The following is a 19,251-nucleotide window of genomic DNA, read 5'->3' on the forward strand; positions in this document are numbered from 1 at the left end:
TATTGATAATGATTGCAGACAAAAATATTTATAAAACTGATTTTTTAATAATTGGTTCTGGTGTTGCTGGTTTAACTTTTGCTTTAAAAACAGGTACTCATTTTAAAAACTCCCAAATTACTATTGTAACCAAAAACAAAAAAAACGAATGTAATACCAAATATGCTCAAGGTGGCGTAGCCACTGTTTGGAATAAAACTGTAGATACCTTTAATCAACATATTGAAGATACTTTAATTGCAGGAGACGGAATTTGCGATGAAGATATTGTAAAAATGGTAATTGAAGAAGCTCCAGATAGGTTACAAGAATTAATTGATTGGGGTACAAAATTTGATAAAAATAAGGAAGGTAATTATGCTTTGGGAAGAGAAGGTGGACATTCACAAAATCGTATTTTACATCATAAAGATATTACGGGTGCAGAAATTGAAAGAGCTTTATTAGCACAAGTAAAAAACACTAAAAATATTGAGTTTTTAGATTTTCATTTTGCAATAGATTTAATTACTGAACATCAAATCACTAAAAAACTAATCACTAGAAAAGAAAAAATCACTTGCTATGGAGCTTATGTTTTAGATGAAAAAATGAATAAAGTAAAAACATTTTCCTCCAAAGTAACATTGTTAGCTTCTGGAGGAAACGGACAAGTTTATAGTACCACAACAAACCCAGTAATTGCAACTGGTGATGGAATTGCTATGGCATATAGAGCAAAAGCAGAGATTTCAGAAGTTGAATTTATTCAGTTTCATCCAACTGCATTATATAATCCTGGCGAATATCCGGCTTTTTTAATTTCTGAAGCTGTACGTGGGGATGGTGCTATTTTACGAAATTTTAATGGCGAAATATTTATGCATCATTATGATGACAGGCTTGATTTGGCTCCTCGTGATATTGTAGCGAGAGCCATTGATAGCGAAATGAAAAAAAGTGGAGCAACTAATGTGTTTTTAGATTGTACTCATTTAAATTATGACGCATTTAAAAAACATTTTCCAAACATTACCGAAAAATGTTTGAGTTTAGGAGTTGATGTTAGAACAGATTATATTCCTGTGATTCCAGCACAACATTATATTTGTGGAGGAGTAAATGTTAACAAAAAAGCTAAAACTTCTATTAAAAATTTATATGCTAGTGGCGAGGTAACAAGAACTGGTTTACACGGAGGTAATAGATTAGCTTCTAATTCATTATTAGAAGGCTTAGTATTTTCACATAATGCCTTTTTAAATTTAACAAAACGATTTCATAAAATTAAATTTCACAAAAATGTTCCTATCTGGAATGACAGTGGTGTTGTGAAAAACATGGAGAAAATATTAATTACCCATGATAGAAATGAAGTGAAAACAATTATGAGTAATTATGTTGGTATTGTTCGTTCTAACGAACGATTAAAAAGAGCTGAAAGAAGATTACGGAATTTATATGAAGATAACAAACGCTTATATGATCACTCAGAACTTTCTGTAGATTTATGCGAATTACGAAACTTAATTACTACAGCTTATTTAATTACACAATTTTCTAAAAAAAGAAAAGAAAATAGAGGCGGATTTTATAATGTTGATTTGTCTCGTCCTGAAATAGCATTACACAAAAAATTAGTGTAATGAAAACAATTTAGATAAAACGGACTCAAAAAGATTACAGTTTAAGTTTAAAACTTCAAATAGTTCAATTAATAGAACAAGGGAACTTATCCACAACAGGGGCTCAGCGAGTATGGTATTCAGGCAAGGAGTACTATTATAAATTGGCTTAGAAAATATGGTAACTTTGATTGGGAAAATCAAACACCATCAAATATGGAAAAAACACCTGAACAAAAGTTATTAACCTGAGTTCGATATAAGGATTTAGTTGTTCAAAACGCTATTCTCGATACAATTTTCTATTGAAAATTACTCGAATTGACGTGTTTTGTTTGCAAATTACGTCAGATTGAGTGAAATTCTGAAAGAATTTTGTATCGAAATCAAGTAATTTGCTTACATCTAACTCAGGTTACAAGAAGAATTAGAATTTCTTGGCATTGGGAGAAATAAATTATTTAAAATTTTAAAAGCCAATCATATGTTGATTAAACCTAAGCGAAGTTATCATATAACCCCCAATTCACATCACAGATTCCGAAAGCATAAAAACCGTATAGAGTATTTAGAAATTGTTTGTCCAGAACAAGTTTGGGTTGCTGATATAACTTATGTGGGACATCGTAATAATCCAATGTATTTAGCCTTGATAACCGATGCTTATTCCAAGAAAATTAAGGGATATAATAGTTTAGAAACAACAGGAAGTCTTAAAGCTCTAAAAATGGCAATTAAAAATCGAAATTATCCAAATCAAGAATTGATTCATCACTCAGACAAAGGATTACAATACTGTTCAAATAAGTATCAAAAAGTAATCTATAAAAATAACATCAAATGTAGTATGACAGAATCATATGGTCCATACCTGAATGCTGTAGCTGAACGTATCAATGGTATACTTAAACAAGAGTTTTTATTTAATACTCTAAATTTAGATTTAAAAACAATGAAAATATTGGTAAAACAAAGTGTTAAAATTTGCAACCAAAATAGACCGCATTGGTATTGTAATATGCTTACTCCAAACCAAATGCATCAACAAAAAAACATAAAAATTAAAACCTATAAAACTAAAAATCTCCGAGAGTTGCAACTCTCGGAGATTTAAAACTATCTTTGTATAAACTTGTAACAGTTATTTAGGACATCACATTGGTTAAGGATTTTATTTTCCTTCCATTTTTTTCTTAAGAGCAGCTAAATCGCCACCTAAATCTCCAAGAGTTGTTTTTTCAGTAGCTTCAGATTTTTTATGAGCAGCTTTAATATTTTTCTCTTCTTGAGCTTTATAAATTGATGAATGAGAGGCTACAATTCTTCTAAATTCTTTGTTGAATTCAATAACTTTGAATTTATCAGTATCACCTTTAGCTAATTTAGTACCATCTTCTTTAGTTGTAAATCTATTTGGCACAAATGCTTCAACACCATCTTCTAACGTTACTAAAAGTCCTTTATCATTTTTCTCTTTTACAGTTCCTTCATGAACAGAATTGATAGTATATTTAGTTTCATAAGCATCCCAAGGATTTTCAGTAGTTTGTTTGTGACCTAAATTTAATTTACGCCCTTCAACATCTAACTCTAATACTTGAACTTCCAATTTATCACCTACCGCAACAAAATCTGATGGGTGTTTAATTTTTTTAGTCCAAGATAAATCAGAAATATAAACTAAACCGTCAATACCTTCTTCTAATTCAACAAAAACACCAAAGTTAGTATAGTTACGAACGATACCTGTATGTGTTGAACCTACTGGATATTTTTTAGCAATATCAGCCCAAGGATCTGGGAATAATTGTTTAATACCTAGTGACATTTTACGATCTTCTCTATCTAATGTTAATATTTGAGCTTCTATTTCATCTCCAACCTTTACAAAATCTTGAGCGGAACGTAAATGCGTTGACCATGACATTTCAGAAACGTGAATTAACCCTTCTACGCCTGATGCTACTTCAATAAATGCACCATAATCTGCAATAACTACAACTTTACCTTTTACTTTATCTCCAATTTTTAAGTTTTCATCTAAAGCTTCCCAAGGATGAGCACTTAATTGTTTTAATCCTAATTGAATTCTTGTTTTTTGATCATCAAAATCAAGAATTACAACATTTAATGTTTGATCTAATTCAACCACTTCACTTGGGTGATTAATTCTAGACCAAGATAAATCGGTAATATGTACTAAACCATCAACACCACCTAAATCAACAAATACGCCATAAGATGTAATGTTTTTAACAACACCTTCTAGTACTTGTCCTTTTTCAAGTTTGCTAATAATTTCTTTCTTTTGAATTTCAATATCAGCTTCAATAAGTGCTTTATGAGAAACTACTACGTTTTTAAATTCGTGGTTTACTTTTACCACTTTAAATTCCATAGTTTTATCAACGTATTGGTCGTAATCTCTAATTGGTTTAACATCAATTTGAGAACCTGGTAAAAATGCTTCAATTCCAAAAACATCTACAATCATACCTCCACGGGTTCTACATTTTACAAAACCGTTAACTACTTCTCCTGTTTCATGAGCTGCATTAATACGATCCCAAGCTTTAATTACACGTGCTTTTTTATGTGATAATACTAATTGACCTGTACTATCTTCACGTTTATCAACTAAAACTTCTACAATATCACCAACTTTTAAACCTGGATTGTAACGAAATTCGTTTAATGAAATTACACCTTCTGATTTAGAGTTTATATCAATAATTGCTTCACGATCTGTTTTTCTAACTACAGTTCCTTCAATTACTTCACGCTCATTAACCATTCCTAAAGTACCTTCTAAAGCGGCTTCAAAAGCTTTTAAATTTTCTTCGTCAACTGCTTCAATACCTTCTTCGTATTTATGCCAGTTAAAATTTGCTAAAAATTCTTCTGGATTTACTTTTTCTTCTTTTGGTGTTTCTACAACTTCTTCTTTTGGTTCTTCAGAAATTTTTTCTTTTTTAGCAACTGTTTTTTTTGCTACTTTTTCTACTTTTTCTTCAACTTTTTCCTCTACCATTTTTTCTGCTACTTCTTCTTTTTTAACAACTGGTTTCTCAGTTACTTTTTTTTCTTTTTTTTCTGTAGCTGGTTTTTCAGCATAAACAGATTGCATTCCTAATTCTTCTACTAAAATGGTGTAAAAAAGAGCTCTGTATTTATTTCTATTAGATTTACCTATTTTTTCAATAGTTACTGTAATTGCTTCATCTAATTTTTTGCTGTCTTCTAAACCTAATTTTTTAATTAAAAAGTTTTTTTTAACAGTTTCTAATTCTTTTTTGTCAGAACTTGATACTTTTTCAGCATCCTCTTTGTAGATTGAAGGCCCTAATCCTTTGGTTACGGCAGCTAATAACTCTGCGTTTAAACCTAAACCTAACTTTTCGGCTTCATTAGTATAAAGCTCTATTTTTTCTTGTAATTTTGACATATTGCCAATTTAATTTTTGTATCTTATTGTTAATCAGATTTTTAAACGATATTAACTCCAAGAGATTGTTTACATTGTTTTAAAAAAATTCCTTTTAAAATCTGTTCTCGTAAAAAGGAGTGCAAATTTAGTGAAAAATATTTGAAATAACAACGGTAATTATCTGAAAATTTGAAAGTTGAAGTTTTTAAAATATCTTCATCAACACTTCGACTTTACTCAGTGACCTGTGCGGAATGATGTTGTATTTCGTTATGCTGGACTTGTTTCAGCATCTGTCTCTTTTCAAAAGATTCCCAGTCAAGCTGAGAATGATGTTGTATTTTGTTATGCCAAAAATGGCGTTTTATTATGTTTCGTCATGCTGAACTTGTTTCAATAGCTGTCTCTTTTTAATGAGATAACCACGTCGTTTCTCTCCTCGTTATGACGGTTTACTTCGTCATGCTGAACTCGGTTCAGCATCTCATTACTATTTGATAATCCGTATTTTATTTAATATAACCCTAAAAAAGTTTAGGTGATGGACATTTTGTATGGTTACGGATATCCAAAATAATTATTAAGCATTTAAAAATATTTTTACTGAATATACCTAATAGTACGCTTTATTAAAATTTTCTCTTTTTATTTCTTTTCTTCTTTTTAATTTTAAAGTAAATGGTGGTGGTTAATGCAAAATAATCTCCTGAAATTTTATAATCTCCTCGTGTAGGCTCTGAAACTAATAAATTACCAAATTGGTACTCTCCTTCTACTATATTTTTAAATGATTTATTATAAATTTTAAAAATATGTACCTATTCCTATCCGTAAAGTATTTCTTTTTCCATCATAAAAATCATAATAATCAAATTGCTTTGTAAAACTTTTTGAGTACCTAAATTCAACAAAAAAACTTTTATTTATTTTGAATTGAGATCCAACTTCAAATGATACTCCGTAGTATTTTGAAATATCTGATCCGTAATCAGAAACATTTCCTATTAAAAAATCAAGTTTAGGACCAAATAAAACATTAAATTTTGGAGATAATTTATATTTTAAATGAATTGGTATTTCAGCAAAATGATAAGAATCCGTATATGAAAACAAAATCTCATTTTCTATATTCCACTTTTTGCTTAACTGTGTGTCTGCAAAAAAACTACCGTATAATTCAATGCCTGTATAACCCGATTTATTTCCATCCACCATAATCCCTCTAATATTAGTCTTATTTAATCCTCCCTTAAAACCAAATCTTGTTTTTTTCTCAGTAGGCTCTATTATATTGCTAGATGATTTAATAGCTTTAAGATTATTAGTGTTTTTGTTTTTTTTCTTAAAATATACAGCTAAAGACAATCCTAAATAATCTCCAGATTGTGAAAATTTTTGAGTAATATCTGGTGATTGTTCTAAATTTGAAAAAGAATACACTCCTTTTCTAAAATCTTTAAAACTTTTTTTATAGGTTATACTAGTTTGGAACATAGTACCTCCTTTAGTTTTAAAATACATACTTGCTTTTATATGCCCACTTGCAAAATAATGACCATTACCTACGTAATTAATTGTGCTAATAGGTATATAATTAACTTCAAAATAGCCTCCTAAAGCGTCTTCATTATATTGAAAATAAGACATGCCAAAACCCGCCCCTAACGAATAGGTAACTTTCCGTTGTGTTGAAAATATATACTCTGCGGTAATAGGTATATATAATATAGATTCTAAGTTAGAACTTGCAATGTCCCACCAACCTCCAATGTTAGGAAGTTCTTTTGGTGCTATATATTCTTTATCTCTATCTCCAAAAAAGTTTAATTGAAAACTAGCATTAAAATTCCAATTTTTAACTTGTAAAAAATTATAACGTATCCCAATTGCAGGCACATAACTTGTAGTTATTTTATAATAATAGCTATCTTTATGTGCTTTGTAATTATTAGACCCAAAATAATTATTTAACTGCATGTTTAAACCCCATTTGTGGTTATTTTTAAATAATTTTTCAGCATTTTGTGCTTTTAAACTTATCGTACAAAAAACGGTTATGAGCATACTGCTCATAACCGTTTTAAAAAAATTTAATTTACTCTTTTTTACTTTTAAGCAATCTGACATTTTTATTTATTTTAAAGTTAATTTTTACTTTGTTATTTTAAAGTTTTATAAATAGAGGATTTTATAAAAATCCTTAGATTATTAATGGTAATAAGAATTATAAACTCAAAATAGATTAGCTTATAAAAAATTAGTAATTTCCTTGGATAAATAGCAATTTTATTAGTTAACAATTTTTTGGAATTTTATCTCTTTCTGCGGTGAATGTAAAAAAAAAAACAACAAACACTAAGAACATTAACTTTCTTTAACATAATTTACTATATTAAATGGTAAATAACTGAAAATTTGAGGATTGCAATTTTTAGAATGAGATTCCCAGTCAAGCTGAAAATGACGTTCTGTTCAGTCATTGCGAGGGAAATGAAGCAATCTGTTTGTTAAAGATGAAAGACTGCCACGTTGTGACGGGATAAAATAAAGTAACAGATTACTTCAATCGTGCCTCTTTCGTAATGACGTCATTGCGAATGGAACACAGTGAAGTGAAGCAATCTGTTTGTTGAGATAAAAGACTGCCACATCGTAAAAAACTCCTCGCAGTGACGGTTTATTTCGTCATTGCGAACGGAATGAAATGTAGTGAAGCAATCTATTTCTTTGAGTGAGATTACTTCGTTGCTATCACTCCTCATAATAACATAAAAAAAGAAAATGAAGTTTTCTATCTATTACTAATTTTATTAGTGTTGTTTTTTCTTTTTATGCTTCTTTTTAATTTTAAAGTAAATGGTGGTGGCTAATGCAAAATAATCTCCTGAAATTTTATAATCTCCTCGTGTAGGCTCTGAAACCAGTAAATTACCAAATTGGTACTCTCCTTCTACTATATTTTTAAATGATTTATTATATACTAAATTAGTTTTTATCAAACAGTGTTTTAAAGTAAAATAAAAACCGCCACTTAAAACAATACTTGCATTAAGATTATCCGAACCTGTTAATTGATACATTGCAAAGACTTCCCTACTTTCTTGTAATTCTTGATTAGAATATATATAAACTTCTTCATAACCATCAGAAGGTATAAAACTAATATTTATTCCAAAATTTAGATTGGCATATAAGTTTTTTGCCAACTGCTTTTTCAATTCAACATTAATTGGTACAGACAAAAAGAGTGAACCTATGCTTTTTGATTTATTGCTACCTCCATAACCAGGATAAACATCATTATCATTTAAATTAAAGGATATATTTGAAATAGGCAATCGAGTTAATGTTAATCCTGTATTTATACCCCACTCTTTAGCTGGTTGAAAATGGTAAACTACACCCAACTGGTAACTTAGTATAGGCCTATTAGTAAGTATCGTATTTCCATAATTTCTAGTAATAGTTGCTTTATTGAATAGTACTGGAGCAAAACTATAACCAAAATTACCATAACTATTAAAAATTTCATAATTAGTTTCATCATTATCTTGAGCTTGCCCAATAAATGAAGAAACAACAATGAGTACTATACTCATTGTTGTTTTTAAGTTAAATACTACCATGTTAATCTCATAATTCCAGATTTACCACCATATTCAAAACCTCCAATAACAGATTCCCCATCACTTCTTGCTTTTAAATTGCCACTTACTCCCACCCTTGTAATAGTTCTTTTCAATTTTTTTCTTCTTTTTCGTTTCATACTCTTGGTAACTTGATAAAAGCCTCCACAAAAGTAGTCAGTAGCAACTTGAACTCCTAAACTAGTTCTATAACGTTTCCAATGCCCATTAGATTTCTGTTTAAATGATTTTATTTTTGCTTTAGCTTTAAAATATAACCCGCCTCCAACATTATCAAATTTCACCTTAACCCATACTTTTTTACCAGCCGTATATTTAATATATTTTTTTTTGCTTTTAAAATATCTACAACCAACATTAGAATCTTGTACTACAGTAACATTATCATTATTTACAACAGATACATCTCCCTCATTAAAAGCTATTAAGGTATTAAAATCTCCATCATTAATAGTTAAATAAGCATCATCTAAAGGTACTAATGCTACTTTATTTTTTTGCCCACTTTTTTGAGCTAAAGCATTTATGTCGTTTATTTGTTGAGTTGTTAATTGCTTAATAATGGTAGTGCCTATTTTAACTTCTCCTAATTTATTTATTAATGTCATTTTACTTTCGTCAAAATCATAAATTGAACTATTATCAGGAGCTGTAGCTTCATCTAAAATATCATTATTTAGCCAAGCATTTTCAGCAGCTATATATTTTTGACGTAACGATTGTAGTCCTATTTGGTTTTCAAAATCTGTTAATGGTTTTTCACTATCAAAACCTAATTCTTCTTCTTTTGCATTTAGGGCATCATCATCTAAATAACCCCTCAGCTACAAAAGCATCATCTAAAGCATCTACTTGGCTATCTAAATCATCTGCATAATTATTATAGGTGTCTTGTGTATCAAATTCTGCAATGGTGGTTACACTTAATCCTTTACCTGCAACACCTTTTTTATGATAAGCGTACGTTAACACTTTTAAGCCGTTACCATTATAAGTATTTTCTGCAACAGGCACATCATTATTATCATTATTACAACTTGTTAAAAATAGTGTACTTATAAAAAGTACCGCTATTAATTTATGAATATTATAAATTTTCATTATTTACTGTTTTTAATTAAAATAAATTTATTTTTAATAATTCGGCGAGATGTATTACATTTGCAACACTTTCCTCTGGGTGTATTTGTTGGCTATATCATAGGCAATGGTTTTAAATTAAACATACTATTTTGCGTAGTTATTTTTAAAATTTTACAAACAGAGGATTTTATAAAAATCTTCAGATTATTAATATCTTTTGGAATTATAAACTCAAAATAGATGAGCTTATAAAAAATTAGTAATTTAGTTGAATAAATAGCAATTTTATTAGTTAACAATTTTTTGGGGTTTTATCTCTTTCTGCGGTGAATGTAAAAAAAAAAAAAAACGATTACCAAAAATATTACCATTTTTTTTACTTCATTAATCCTATTAATTGTAAGTAACTGGTTATTTGAAGATTGCAATTTTTAGAATGAGATTCCCAGTCAAGCTGAGAATGACGTTGTATTTTGTTATGCTGAAAATGACGTTATTTTAGTTTCATCATTGCAAGCGAAATGCAGTGGAGTGAAGCAATCTGTTTGTTGAGATGAAAGACTGCCACGTCGTGAAATACTCCTCGCAGTGACGGAATGAAATAAAGTAACAGATTACTTCGTCGCTACGCTCCTCGTAATGACGTATGGTTATAGAATGAAGAAATTAGCTCAACCAATTTTTAAAATCTTTTACTCGTTCTCGACTTACTATAATTTCAGTTTCATTATAATTATTTAGTATAATTTTTAATCGGCTATTGGTGTAGGAAATAATGTCTTTAATGGCATTTATATTTACAAAATATTTTCGGCTAACTCTAAAAAAAAGTTCGGGTGATAGTTTAGATTGAAGTTCTTCTAAAGTATCGTCAATCATATAATTTCTATTATTTGTTGTACAACAATAAGTTGCTTTATTTTCGCTATAAAAACATTCAATAGTTGCCGTTGAAATTAATTTTAAATGCTGTCCAATTTTTACTGTAAAACGTTTTTTATAGGAATTTACATTTGGAAAAATAAGTTCTTTTAGTTGTTGATTGGTAATTGTATTTAGGTTTTTGGAGGTATGAATTTCTTGATATTTATCAATAGCATTTTTTAGTTCATCTGCATCAATAGGTTTTAGAAGATAATCTACACTATTCAATTTAAAGGCCTTAAGTGCATATTCATCATAAGCTGTGGTAAAAATGATAGCACTTTTAACTTCAATTTCATCAAAAATTTCAAACGATAATCCATCGGAAAGTTGTATATCTAAAAACAGCAAATCGGGTTGCTTATTTTTTAAAAACCAATTAATTGATTCTTCTACGGAGTGCAGTTGTGCAATTGGATTAATATTTAATTCATTTAACATTCGGCTTAATCTGCGAGCTGCAGGTTTTTCATCTTCTATAATTACTACTTTCATGTATTTTAATTTATTATTCTTTAGTGTAATATCCACTTCACTTTAGCCTTAATATATTATTCCCAAGAATCTCTTTTATCTTTATTCATAATTTCTTTAATTTTATTGTCTTCCCAAGATTTTCCTAAAATAAAATCCATTCCAAAAACTCCAAAGGCGTGGAAAGCTAATCCAATTCCCCAAAATATCATAGTTGAGTAGGATTGCCATTCCCAAAAAATATGCCAGCCTCCTTCTGAAAGTGCTTCCGATAGTAAAATAAATCCGTTTACTAAAATGTACACCATTAAATGTATATAAAATCCTTTTATTGATTTCACTTTCTTTTTAGCTCTTATATATTTTTGTTCTTCTGTATAGTTGTTCATCACTAAAATTTATGGTTATTATCATTATTCATAAACTCTTTAATTTTTCGTTCTTCCCAATCTTTACCTAATCCTATTTTATAATTAAATACATTAAAGGCATGAAAGCAAATTCCAATTCCCCAACCAAACATTGGCCACCAAAACCAATAATAACCTGGTGAAGTTTTATAATTTATAAAAATTAAAAAAGGAATTACTAAGACATAGGCTAATAAATTTGAATAAAATCCCTTTAAATTATCCACTTTTTTCTTGGCTCTTATATACTTATCTTCTTCTGTATAACTTGTTCTCATTTTAATATTTTTTAGTATTTATAACTTTTAAACTTTAGACTTTAACCCTACTCCCAATATTGTTTTTTATCTTCATTCATAAACTCTCTAATTTTTCGATTTTCCCAATCATGTCCTAATATTGGATTGTAGTTAAAAGCCTTGAACCCTTGAAATAAAAGACCTATTCCCCAACCTAATGCTGGAAACCAAAACCAATAAAAGCCAGAACTATACTTAATATTTATAAATATTAAAAAAGGAATTACAATGCAATAGGCAATTAGGCTTGAATAAAATCCTTTAATTTCTTCAACGCGTTCTACGGCTCGTATATATTTGGTATTTTGTTGTGAATCTGATGTTTTCATGATTTTAATTTTTTGTGTTAATAATGGTAATTTTATACTAAATTCTTTATTGTTTTTTTCAATAAACACCTTTTTAAGTGTGATTAATTGATAGCGGTCTATAATATTTTTTAGTCCTACTTTAGTTCCTTTTTCAATAGAAGTTTTTGGATTATAATTATTAACCACTTTTAAATAACCATTTTCTTCAGTTATAATTACGTTTAATGGTTGATCTTCTGAAACAATATTATGTTTAATGGTATTTTCAAGCAATAATTGTAGCGATAGTGGAATTATTTTTAGATTTGGATTACTTGCTTTTTCAGGAATTTGAAAAGTAACTGCATTCTCAAATCTCATTTTTAACAATTCCATGTAGGTTTTTGCAAATTTTAGTTCTTCATCTAAATCAATTAAATCTTTACTTTTTTGTTCTAAAACATATCGATAAACTTTAGCTAATTTTGTTGTAAATTTTTCGGCTTGTTTTGGATTTTCGCTAATTAATGAGGTTAACACATTTAAACTATTGAACAAAAAATGTGGATCAATCTGACTTTTTAAAGATTCATATTTAGCGGTTTCTGTTTTTGCTACAATTTGCTGTTCTTTTACTCTTTTTTCAGTTAAAGCTTTATAAAAATAAATAGCGTGAAAAAATAAACTTGCCACTAACGTAATAATTAATCCAAAAATATAATACGTACTGGCATTTTTATCATTTATAAATTGTGCTACGGGTTTTCCTAAAATAAAAACTACGGTAATAAAACGTAGTACTATTAATCCTACCATTGTTAAAATTATAGAGCCAAATACACCAATAATTAATCGTTTTATTGAGTAACCTTTCCAATTTACTTTTTCACCTAAATAATAGAAAAAATAAAAATTTATTAAAGAAAGTACAAATGCATACATAAATTGAATGGCAAATGATAAAATTAATTCATTAATTGGAGTATTAAATCCGTTAGAAAACAACAATATCTCAACAGCAAAAATAATTATCGCTATAATTAGAGATACTTTAAATATGTAATGGATTTTAAATTTCATATTACTTTATGGTAAAAAATTTAGCACTAATAACTCGTTGTGCATTTTGACTCTTTAAACATCCTGTTACGTCAGTTCGAGTAATTTTTGATAAAAAATTGTATCGAGAACATCTATTTTTAAATAAAAAACCTATTCTCGATACTAATTTTAAGCCTAAAAAGGCTAAAATTCACTCGAATTGACGAAATTTTATCATAATGCACAACGGGTTACTAATATACTTTCTTTATAGTTTATAATTTATTGATTTTTTAATTAATATGTTTAATAAATAAATGGTATTAATTTTTTAGTGCTTTTTTTATAATTTAAATATTCCTTTCCAAAATAATTTATTAATACTTTTTCTTCAGTTTTAATTCTAATTAAAAATGCAGTTGAAATTATTACGACTAAAATTAGCAATGAAACCCAATTGTTATAAGACAATCCGAACCCAATAAAAGATAATAATGAAGCTGCATAAGATGGATGCCTCACATATTTATAAAATCCATCCGTTTTAAGTTTATGATTTTCTTTAATGGTAACATCTACTGTAAAAAACTTTCCTAAATATGCAATTACTGCAAACCTAAAAATAACTCCTGTACAGATAAATAAAAGACCAACATAGTATATTGCTGTATTTTTAGTTATCGGGAAATTAAAATGAGAGACGAAAATTGCTAAAAAAATTGCAATTAAAATTAATACCCAAAGGATTTTTAAAGTACCGTTATCTTTATTTTTAGATCCTTTATTTTTTGAACGTAATAATAGACTCAAAATAACTTCTGATAAAAACCAAACTGTATATATAATTATAAATATCAAACTCATATCTATTGAATTAAAATTTAATTTCTAATGTCACATTTTTATCTAACACCTCAAATTTAGCCGATTCAAATTGTGGAGGACCAAATTCCATCACATTATTTGAAGTGCCAAAACTTTCAATAGGAATTCCTCTTTCATCAAAATCTAATCGGTTATTTTCATTCTCATCATGATAACAAATAATAGCATATTCACCAACCGCTACGTTTTTAAATACGGCTTTACTTACTCCATTTTTTATAGTTGATGAAATACTCTGCAAAGGTGTTTTCATAAAATTTTCTTGCGTATATAAAGCAAATTTTATAGTTCCTTTATCTGAAAGTGCATTAATTACTGTAACTGTTACAGTTGATTCTTTAACTACTTTATCTTGCACATTTATAGTTACTACCGATGAAAGTACTAATACTAAAGTTAAAATTAATTGCTGCATAATTATTAATTTAAGTTAAATATTTATTTTTCTGATACAAAACTGTGAAAACAATCTAAATCTTAAAATTTTTAAATCCTCAACTGTAAAAAAAACAGACTGAATTGTAATTTTAGAATTATTTAGATGAATTCATCACTTTTCAAGTAGTAAAAAAAGCTTAAAAAAACCCTAACATTAGTCATATATATCTATTAAAAAGTTTGTAACTTTATGCATCTTTTTAATATAATTTTTTTGATTATGAAAATATACGATGATAAACACATTAAAAACGTTGCATTTGTAGGAGCCAATAAAAGTGGTAAAACTACATTAGCAGAAACAATGCTTTTTGAAGCTGGACTTCTCAAACGCCGTGGTAGTGTTGAAAACAAAAATACAGTTTCTGACTATCACGAAATAGAACAAGAAAGAGAAACTTCCATTTATTCAACGCCATTACATACGGAATGGCGTAATTACAAAATTAACATTATTGACACCCCAGGCTTAGACGATTTTATAGGTGAAATTGCCTCAACTATGCGTGTTGCCGATTCTGTAGTTATGGTAATAAATGCTCAGCAAGGGGCTGAAGTTGGTACAGAAATTATATGGAATTATATTGATCGCTTTTCATTACCAACATTATTTGCCGTTAACCAAATAGATCATCCTAATGCAGATTTTGATGAAAGTTTTAAAAGTATTGTAGATTTAGTTGGTAAAAATGTCATTAAAATTCAATATCCGTTAGTTGTTGATGGCGCTCAATGCATTGTGGATGTTTTAAAAATGAAAATGTACAAATTTGGGCCAAACGGTGGAAAACCTGAAAAACTTGAAATACCTGAAGATCAAAAAGAATTAGCAAATAAATTACAAAATGAATTGGTAGAAAAAGCTGCTGAAAATGATGAAGATTTAATGGAACTATATTTTGATAAAGGCACTTTAAATGAGGATGAAATGCGTGAAGGAATTAAAAAAGGAATGTTAAATAATGAATTATACCCAGTATTTTGTATCTCCGCTTTAAATGATATGGGCACAGGTAGAATGATGGGCTTTATTGATAATGTTACACCTTCTTCTGCCGATTTAAAACCCGAACAAACCGTTGAAGGCAATGAATTAGTTTGCCAAGCTGATGCACCAACTTCCCTATTTATTTTTAAAACATTATACGAACCAAACTTAGGACAAATTAGTTTTTTCAAAGTAAAATCAGGAGAAATTAAACAAAATGATAAATTGGAAAATTCCAGAAACAGTGAAATTGAAAGTGTCAACCAATTATTTATAATGGATGGTAAAAACCGAGAACCAGTTGAAAAATTAACTGCTGGTGATATAGGTGCAACACTTAAATTAAAATATACTGAAACTAATGATACTTTAAGAACAAAAGGTTCAGAAATCACAGTTAAACCAATTAATTTTCCTTCGCCAAGAATACATAAATCAGTTGGAGCTCAGGATAAAAATGAAGAAGAAAAGTTAAATGAAGCTTTGAAAAAGATAAAAAGCCAAGACCCAACAGTTGAAATTAAATATTCAAAAGAATTAAAACAATTAATTCTTTCTTGCCAAGGAGAATTGCATTTAGCTACTATTGACTGGATACTAAAAAAAGAGTATGGTATAAAAGCTAATTTTGAACAGCCAAAAGTAGTATATAGAGAAACCATTCAACGCTCTGCAACCACAAGTTATAAACATAAAAAACAATCCGGAGGATCAGGTCAATTTGGAGAAGTACACATTAAAATTGAACCCTATTTTGAAGGAATGCCTGAACCTGACGGTTTTAATATTAGAGGTAAAGAAGAAATAGAATTAGATTGGGGCGGAAAATTAATTTTTTACAATTGTATTGTTGGCGGTGCTATTGACACTCGTTATTTACCAGCCGTTTTAAAAGGTATTTTAGAAGTAATGGAAGAAGGTCCACTAACTGGCTCCTATGCTCGTGATATTAGAGTGATGTTGTTTGATGGTAAAATGCACTCTGTAGATTCAAATGATATTTCATTTAAAATTGCAGGTGCTCATGCCTTTAAAGATGCATTTTTAAATGCAAAACCTAAATTATTAGAACCTATTAATGAGATAACAGTTAAAGTTCCCGAAGAAATGTTAGGGAATGTAATGACTGACTTACAAGGAAGAAGATCTATAATTTTAGGAATGGATAGTGATGGAAAATACCAAACTATAAAAGCAAAAACACCATTAGCTGAAATGTATAAATATTCTACAACTTTACGTTCTATAACACAAGGTAGAGGAAGTTTTACTACCAAATTTTCTAATTTTGAATTAGTACCAAACAACATTCAACAAGAATTAACTAAAGCAATAAGTTAGAAATTAAATCAAGCTATAAACAAAGACTCGCTTATTTTAAAAATAAACGAGTCTTTTTAGTAAGTATATCCAGCTAATATTTATTAATCCCATGTTTTTTATAATTCACAAAGTTTTAGTATGGTCTAAAATTATAAAAGCACAAATATTAACTGAATGCCAAATTATTAATTTTTTTTATAAACCCGTTGCGCATTATGATTTAATATAAAGAAGTTGGACACTTACCGAAAATCCGTAAATTAGCAATAGAACAAAATAAATTAGCAAATTTATATTCAGAAATCATAACAGAATAATTAATTATATGTTTGATTATCAACACTTAAATATATAAATTATTCTGCTATTTCTGTATGAAAAATACTACTTTCTTACATCGAACTCAGGTTATTATGAACAACTTAAATACAAATTACGAAATTATATTGTGTCTCTCAAAAATATTCCTTCACAAATAAACGATTGGACTTTAATTGGCGGTAGAGGTTATCTTTCATTAGAAATACAACTTAATTTGTTTGAAATCTGTAAAATTAAATATACCTATGAGGAATAATCAAAGAGATTACAAAAAAACTTTATACATAAAAAAAGAAATAGATGGAAACATTATTCTCTCAATTATATGATCAATAGAACTAGAATACTATTAAAATTGACAGCTTTAATGGTTATTCAATACATTAATAAATTTATCTTTAGAAAGATATATAATTAAAAAATCAGTATTATTTAAATGCACAATGGGTATTATTATATTTTTTTAGTTTTTATTCCCTTTAAATTTTTTGCCAATGGATAAATTACTATTCTTAATGTTAAAAATTATCATTGACTTTTTACCCTGTCCGTTTTAGAAATACCATTTATCATTTCAGTATAAATTCCATCAGTAACACCTCTTGTGATTTCAACTTTACTAATATTTCCTTTATCATTAATAATTTCTACAAAAGATTTACTTCCTTTATAAATAATATTTTTTTCCTTAATTGATAAAACATTGGTTTTACTTTCTAATAAAAATTCAGCTAGACCACTAAAACCTGGCTTAATAGGTAAATTATTATTCAGCAATTTGGCTTTAGCCAAATAAGAAAATTTGTTTTTCTGATTTGCAGATGAAGGTTTGAGTTCAATTATTCTAGCTTTTATACGCTTATTATTAAAGGCTTTAACGGCAATTCCAAATTCGTCATTAATATGAATCTGATTTACATCTGTTTCTCCAATATTAAATTCAAAAATAAAATTTTTCATATTTGCTACTATTGCAATTGTATTACCCTCATTAAAATTATTTCTTTGGGTTATATTCATCCCCACCTTAACTGGAATGTCTATAACCGTACCCTTAATTGTAGATTTAATAATATTTCTTGATTCATTTTTTGCAGAGAATCCCTTTAGTGCAATGTTATAGTTTTTTATGGCATAATCATATTCAATTTTGGCATTTTTTAAATCCTGTGTAAAACGTTCAAATTCAACTCTAGCAATTACTCCTTTATCAAAAAGTTTTTGATTTCTATCAAAATTAATTTGTTTTTGATTTTTATCAACTTTAGCAATTTGTAAGGCTCGTTTTGCTAATTCAATATTTTCTGGATTTGGAATAATTCTTATTTTGGCTATTTTTTGACCTATGGAAATGTTATCTCCTATCTTTATAAAAATATTCTCTATTATTCCAGAAATTTCTGATTTAATTTTAACTTCTTCAATTGGCCAAAATTTACCGAGTATATAGCTTTTTTTCTCAATTAATCTATATTTTGGATATTCAGAAGGAATTTGCTTTTTATTATTTACAAATTTTATAATGAAAAATATAGACGTCAATAGGATTATTATTGTTATAATTATTTTCTTATTCATTTTTTAATTATTTAATTCACGCAATGCTTTTACTGGTAATACATTTGAAGCTTTTCTTGCTGGAATAATACCTGCAATACTTCCAGCCAAAACTAATAATATTAAAGCTCCTAAAATAATGGGCAGATTAATACTCAAAATTAAAAAAGGTTCTGAATCACTACTGGCTACAATATATAAATTAGTTAGCATCACAATTATATAACCAATAATCAACCCAATAACACCCGAAAATAGTGTTATAAGTACGGCCTCAATTAAAATCATTTTTTGAATGGATTTTGGGGTAGCACCAATCGCTTTTCTAATTCCAATCTCACCAATCCTTTCTTTTACTAATACTGTCATCATATTAAATATACCCAACATTGGACTACCTACTAAATTTGGGACAATTTTCTTAAGCCACTTTATTAATAATTCCTTTCAATTTTATTTCCATTTCTAGGGGAGAAAGGTATCCTAAACTAGAATGCAGTCTTTTGGTGTTATACCAGGTAATATAATTGTGTATAGATT

General features: G+C 28.2%; 17 protein-coding genes and 1 pseudogene. 3 read left to right on the forward strand and 15 right to left on the reverse strand.

The features are described 5' to 3' along the window. Window positions 1-8: 8 nt before the first annotated feature. Window positions 9-1,625 (forward strand): L-aspartate oxidase, encoded by a 1,617-nt coding sequence (nadB, locus tag L3J60_RS06330; protein ID WP_291974653.1) that lies wholly within the window; start codon window positions 9-11, stop codon window positions 1,623-1,625. Window positions 1,626-2,046: 421 nt separating this feature from the next. Continuing rightward, window positions 2,047-2,718: a DDE-type integrase/transposase/recombinase gene (locus L3J60_RS06335; RefSeq protein ID WP_291974667.1), complete on the forward strand. Its 672-nt coding sequence runs from the start codon at window positions 2,047-2,049 to the stop codon at window positions 2,716-2,718. 57 nt (window positions 2,719-2,775) lie between these two features. On the opposite strand, the gene rpsA is transcribed toward L3J60_RS06335, so the two are convergent. From rpsA to L3J60_RS06395, 12 genes and pseudogenes are all read right to left on the reverse strand, one after another. Then, entirely contained in the window at window positions 2,776-4,635 is a 1,860-nt protein-coding gene (gene rpsA / locus L3J60_RS06340) for a 30S ribosomal protein S1 (protein ID WP_291974668.1), read from the reverse strand. A gap of 102 nt (window positions 4,636-4,737) precedes the next feature. Beyond that, a pseudogene (locus L3J60_RS06345) lies at window positions 4,738-5,049 on the reverse strand (DUF2853 family protein); the annotation flags it as partial. 786 nt (window positions 5,050-5,835) lie between these two features. After that, window positions 5,836-7,158, reverse strand: a complete 1,323-nt coding sequence (locus L3J60_RS06350) for a hypothetical protein (protein WP_291974654.1) — start codon at window positions 7,156-7,158, stop codon at window positions 5,836-5,838. 683 nt (window positions 7,159-7,841) lie between these two features. Then, window positions 7,842-8,630, reverse strand: a complete 789-nt coding sequence (locus L3J60_RS06355; protein WP_291974655.1) for a hypothetical protein — start codon at window positions 8,628-8,630, stop codon at window positions 7,842-7,844. A 20-nt stretch (window positions 8,631-8,650) separates the two neighbouring features. Next, on the reverse strand, window positions 8,651-9,286 hold the full coding sequence (locus tag L3J60_RS06360) for a hypothetical protein (protein ID WP_291974656.1): 636 nt from the start codon (window positions 9,284-9,286) through the stop codon (window positions 8,651-8,653). Window positions 9,287-9,482: 196 nt separating this feature from the next. Next, window positions 9,483-9,779 carry a hypothetical protein gene (locus L3J60_RS06365; protein ID WP_291974657.1) on the reverse strand — a complete coding sequence of 99 codons (297 nt, stop codon included), beginning with the start codon at window positions 9,777-9,779 and terminating at the stop codon, window positions 9,483-9,485. A 648-nt stretch (window positions 9,780-10,427) separates the two neighbouring features. Beyond that, window positions 10,428-11,180: a LytTR family DNA-binding domain-containing protein gene (locus L3J60_RS06370; protein WP_291974658.1), complete on the reverse strand. Its 753-nt coding sequence runs from the start codon at window positions 11,178-11,180 to the stop codon at window positions 10,428-10,430. 56 nt (window positions 11,181-11,236) lie between these two features. Then, window positions 11,237-11,548 (reverse strand): 2TM domain-containing protein, encoded by a 312-nt coding sequence (locus L3J60_RS06375; RefSeq protein ID WP_291974659.1) that lies wholly within the window; start codon window positions 11,546-11,548, stop codon window positions 11,237-11,239. A 2-nt stretch (window positions 11,549-11,550) separates the two neighbouring features. Beyond that, entirely contained in the window at window positions 11,551-11,847 is a 297-nt protein-coding gene (locus L3J60_RS06380) for a 2TM domain-containing protein (RefSeq protein ID WP_291974660.1), read from the reverse strand. Window positions 11,848-11,894: 47 nt separating this feature from the next. Continuing rightward, complete coding sequence (locus L3J60_RS06385) at window positions 11,895-13,238, reverse strand: 2TM domain-containing protein (protein ID WP_291974661.1); 1,344 nt, start codon at window positions 13,236-13,238, stop codon at window positions 11,895-11,897. 267 nt (window positions 13,239-13,505) lie between these two features. Then, entirely contained in the window at window positions 13,506-14,063 is a 558-nt protein-coding gene (locus tag L3J60_RS06390; RefSeq protein ID WP_291974662.1) for an isoprenylcysteine carboxylmethyltransferase family protein, read from the reverse strand. 10 nt (window positions 14,064-14,073) lie between these two features. Beyond that, the gene (locus L3J60_RS06395; protein ID WP_291974663.1) at window positions 14,074-14,499 is read right to left on the reverse strand and encodes a DUF2141 domain-containing protein; all 426 of its coding nucleotides are present in this window, start codon (window positions 14,497-14,499) and stop codon (window positions 14,074-14,076) included. 243 nt (window positions 14,500-14,742) lie between these two features. Here L3J60_RS06395 and L3J60_RS06400 point away from each other — a divergent pair, with 243 nt between their 5' ends. Beyond that, complete coding sequence (locus L3J60_RS06400) at window positions 14,743-16,851, forward strand: elongation factor G (protein WP_291974664.1); 2,109 nt, start codon at window positions 14,743-14,745, stop codon at window positions 16,849-16,851. Between the two features lie 831 nt (window positions 16,852-17,682). On the opposite strand, the gene L3J60_RS06405 is transcribed toward L3J60_RS06400, so the two are convergent. The 3 genes from L3J60_RS06405 to L3J60_RS06415 form a co-directional block, all read right to left on the reverse strand. Further along, a complete protein-coding gene (locus tag L3J60_RS06405) occupies window positions 17,683-18,732 on the reverse strand; it encodes an efflux RND transporter periplasmic adaptor subunit (protein ID WP_291974665.1) in 1,050 nt (349 codons plus the stop codon). A 3-nt stretch (window positions 18,733-18,735) separates the two neighbouring features. Continuing rightward, entirely contained in the window at window positions 18,736-19,101 is a 366-nt protein-coding gene (locus L3J60_RS06410; protein ID WP_291974666.1) for an FtsX-like permease family protein, read from the reverse strand. Between the two features lie 31 nt (window positions 19,102-19,132). Then, window positions 19,133-19,251 (reverse strand): IS3 family transposase (locus tag L3J60_RS06415; protein WP_291974669.1); only part of this gene is annotated, 119 nt, incomplete at its 5' end.

This window comes from Lutibacter sp. (assembly GCF_021647475.1).
In the GTDB taxonomy this organism is placed as follows: Bacteria; Bacteroidota; Bacteroidia; order Flavobacteriales; family Flavobacteriaceae; genus Lutibacter.

Coding starts and splice junctions, on each gene's coding strand:
- nadB (WP_291974653.1), top strand. CDS start 9: ATGATTGCAGACAAAAATATTTATAAAACTGATTTTTTAATAATTGGT.
- rpsA (WP_291974668.1), bottom strand. CDS start 4,635: ATGGTAGAGGAAAAAGTTGAAGAAAAAGTAGAAAAAGTAGCAAAAAAA.
- L3J60_RS06350 (WP_291974654.1), bottom strand. CDS start 7,158: ATGTCAGATTGCTTAAAAGTAAAAAAGAGTAAATTAAATTTTTTTAAA.
- L3J60_RS06355 (WP_291974655.1), bottom strand. CDS start 8,630: ATGAGTATAGTACTCATTGTTGTTTCTTCATTTATTGGGCAAGCTCAA.
- L3J60_RS06360 (WP_291974656.1), bottom strand. CDS start 9,286: ATGACATTAATAAATAAATTAGGAGAAGTTAAAATAGGCACTACCATT.
- L3J60_RS06365 (WP_291974657.1), bottom strand. CDS start 9,779: ATGAAAATTTATAATATTCATAAATTAATAGCGGTACTTTTTATAAGT.
- L3J60_RS06370 (WP_291974658.1), bottom strand. CDS start 11,180: ATGAAAGTAGTAATTATAGAAGATGAAAAACCTGCAGCTCGCAGATTA.
- L3J60_RS06375 (WP_291974659.1), bottom strand. CDS start 11,548: ATGAACAACTATACAGAAGAACAAAAATATATAAGAGCTAAAAAGAAA.
- L3J60_RS06380 (WP_291974660.1), bottom strand. CDS start 11,847: ATGAGAACAAGTTATACAGAAGAAGATAAGTATATAAGAGCCAAGAAA.
- L3J60_RS06385 (WP_291974661.1), bottom strand. CDS start 13,238: ATGAAATTTAAAATCCATTACATATTTAAAGTATCTCTAATTATAGCG.
- L3J60_RS06390 (WP_291974662.1), bottom strand. CDS start 14,063: ATGAGTTTGATATTTATAATTATATATACAGTTTGGTTTTTATCAGAA.
- L3J60_RS06395 (WP_291974663.1), bottom strand. CDS start 14,499: ATGCAGCAATTAATTTTAACTTTAGTATTAGTACTTTCATCGGTAGTA.
- L3J60_RS06400 (WP_291974664.1), top strand. CDS start 14,743: ATGAAAATATACGATGATAAACACATTAAAAACGTTGCATTTGTAGGA.
- L3J60_RS06405 (WP_291974665.1), bottom strand. CDS start 18,732: ATGAATAAGAAAATAATTATAACAATAATAATCCTATTGACGTCTATA.
- L3J60_RS06410 (WP_291974666.1), bottom strand. CDS start 19,101: ATGTTGGGTATATTTAATATGATGACAGTATTAGTAAAAGAAAGGATT.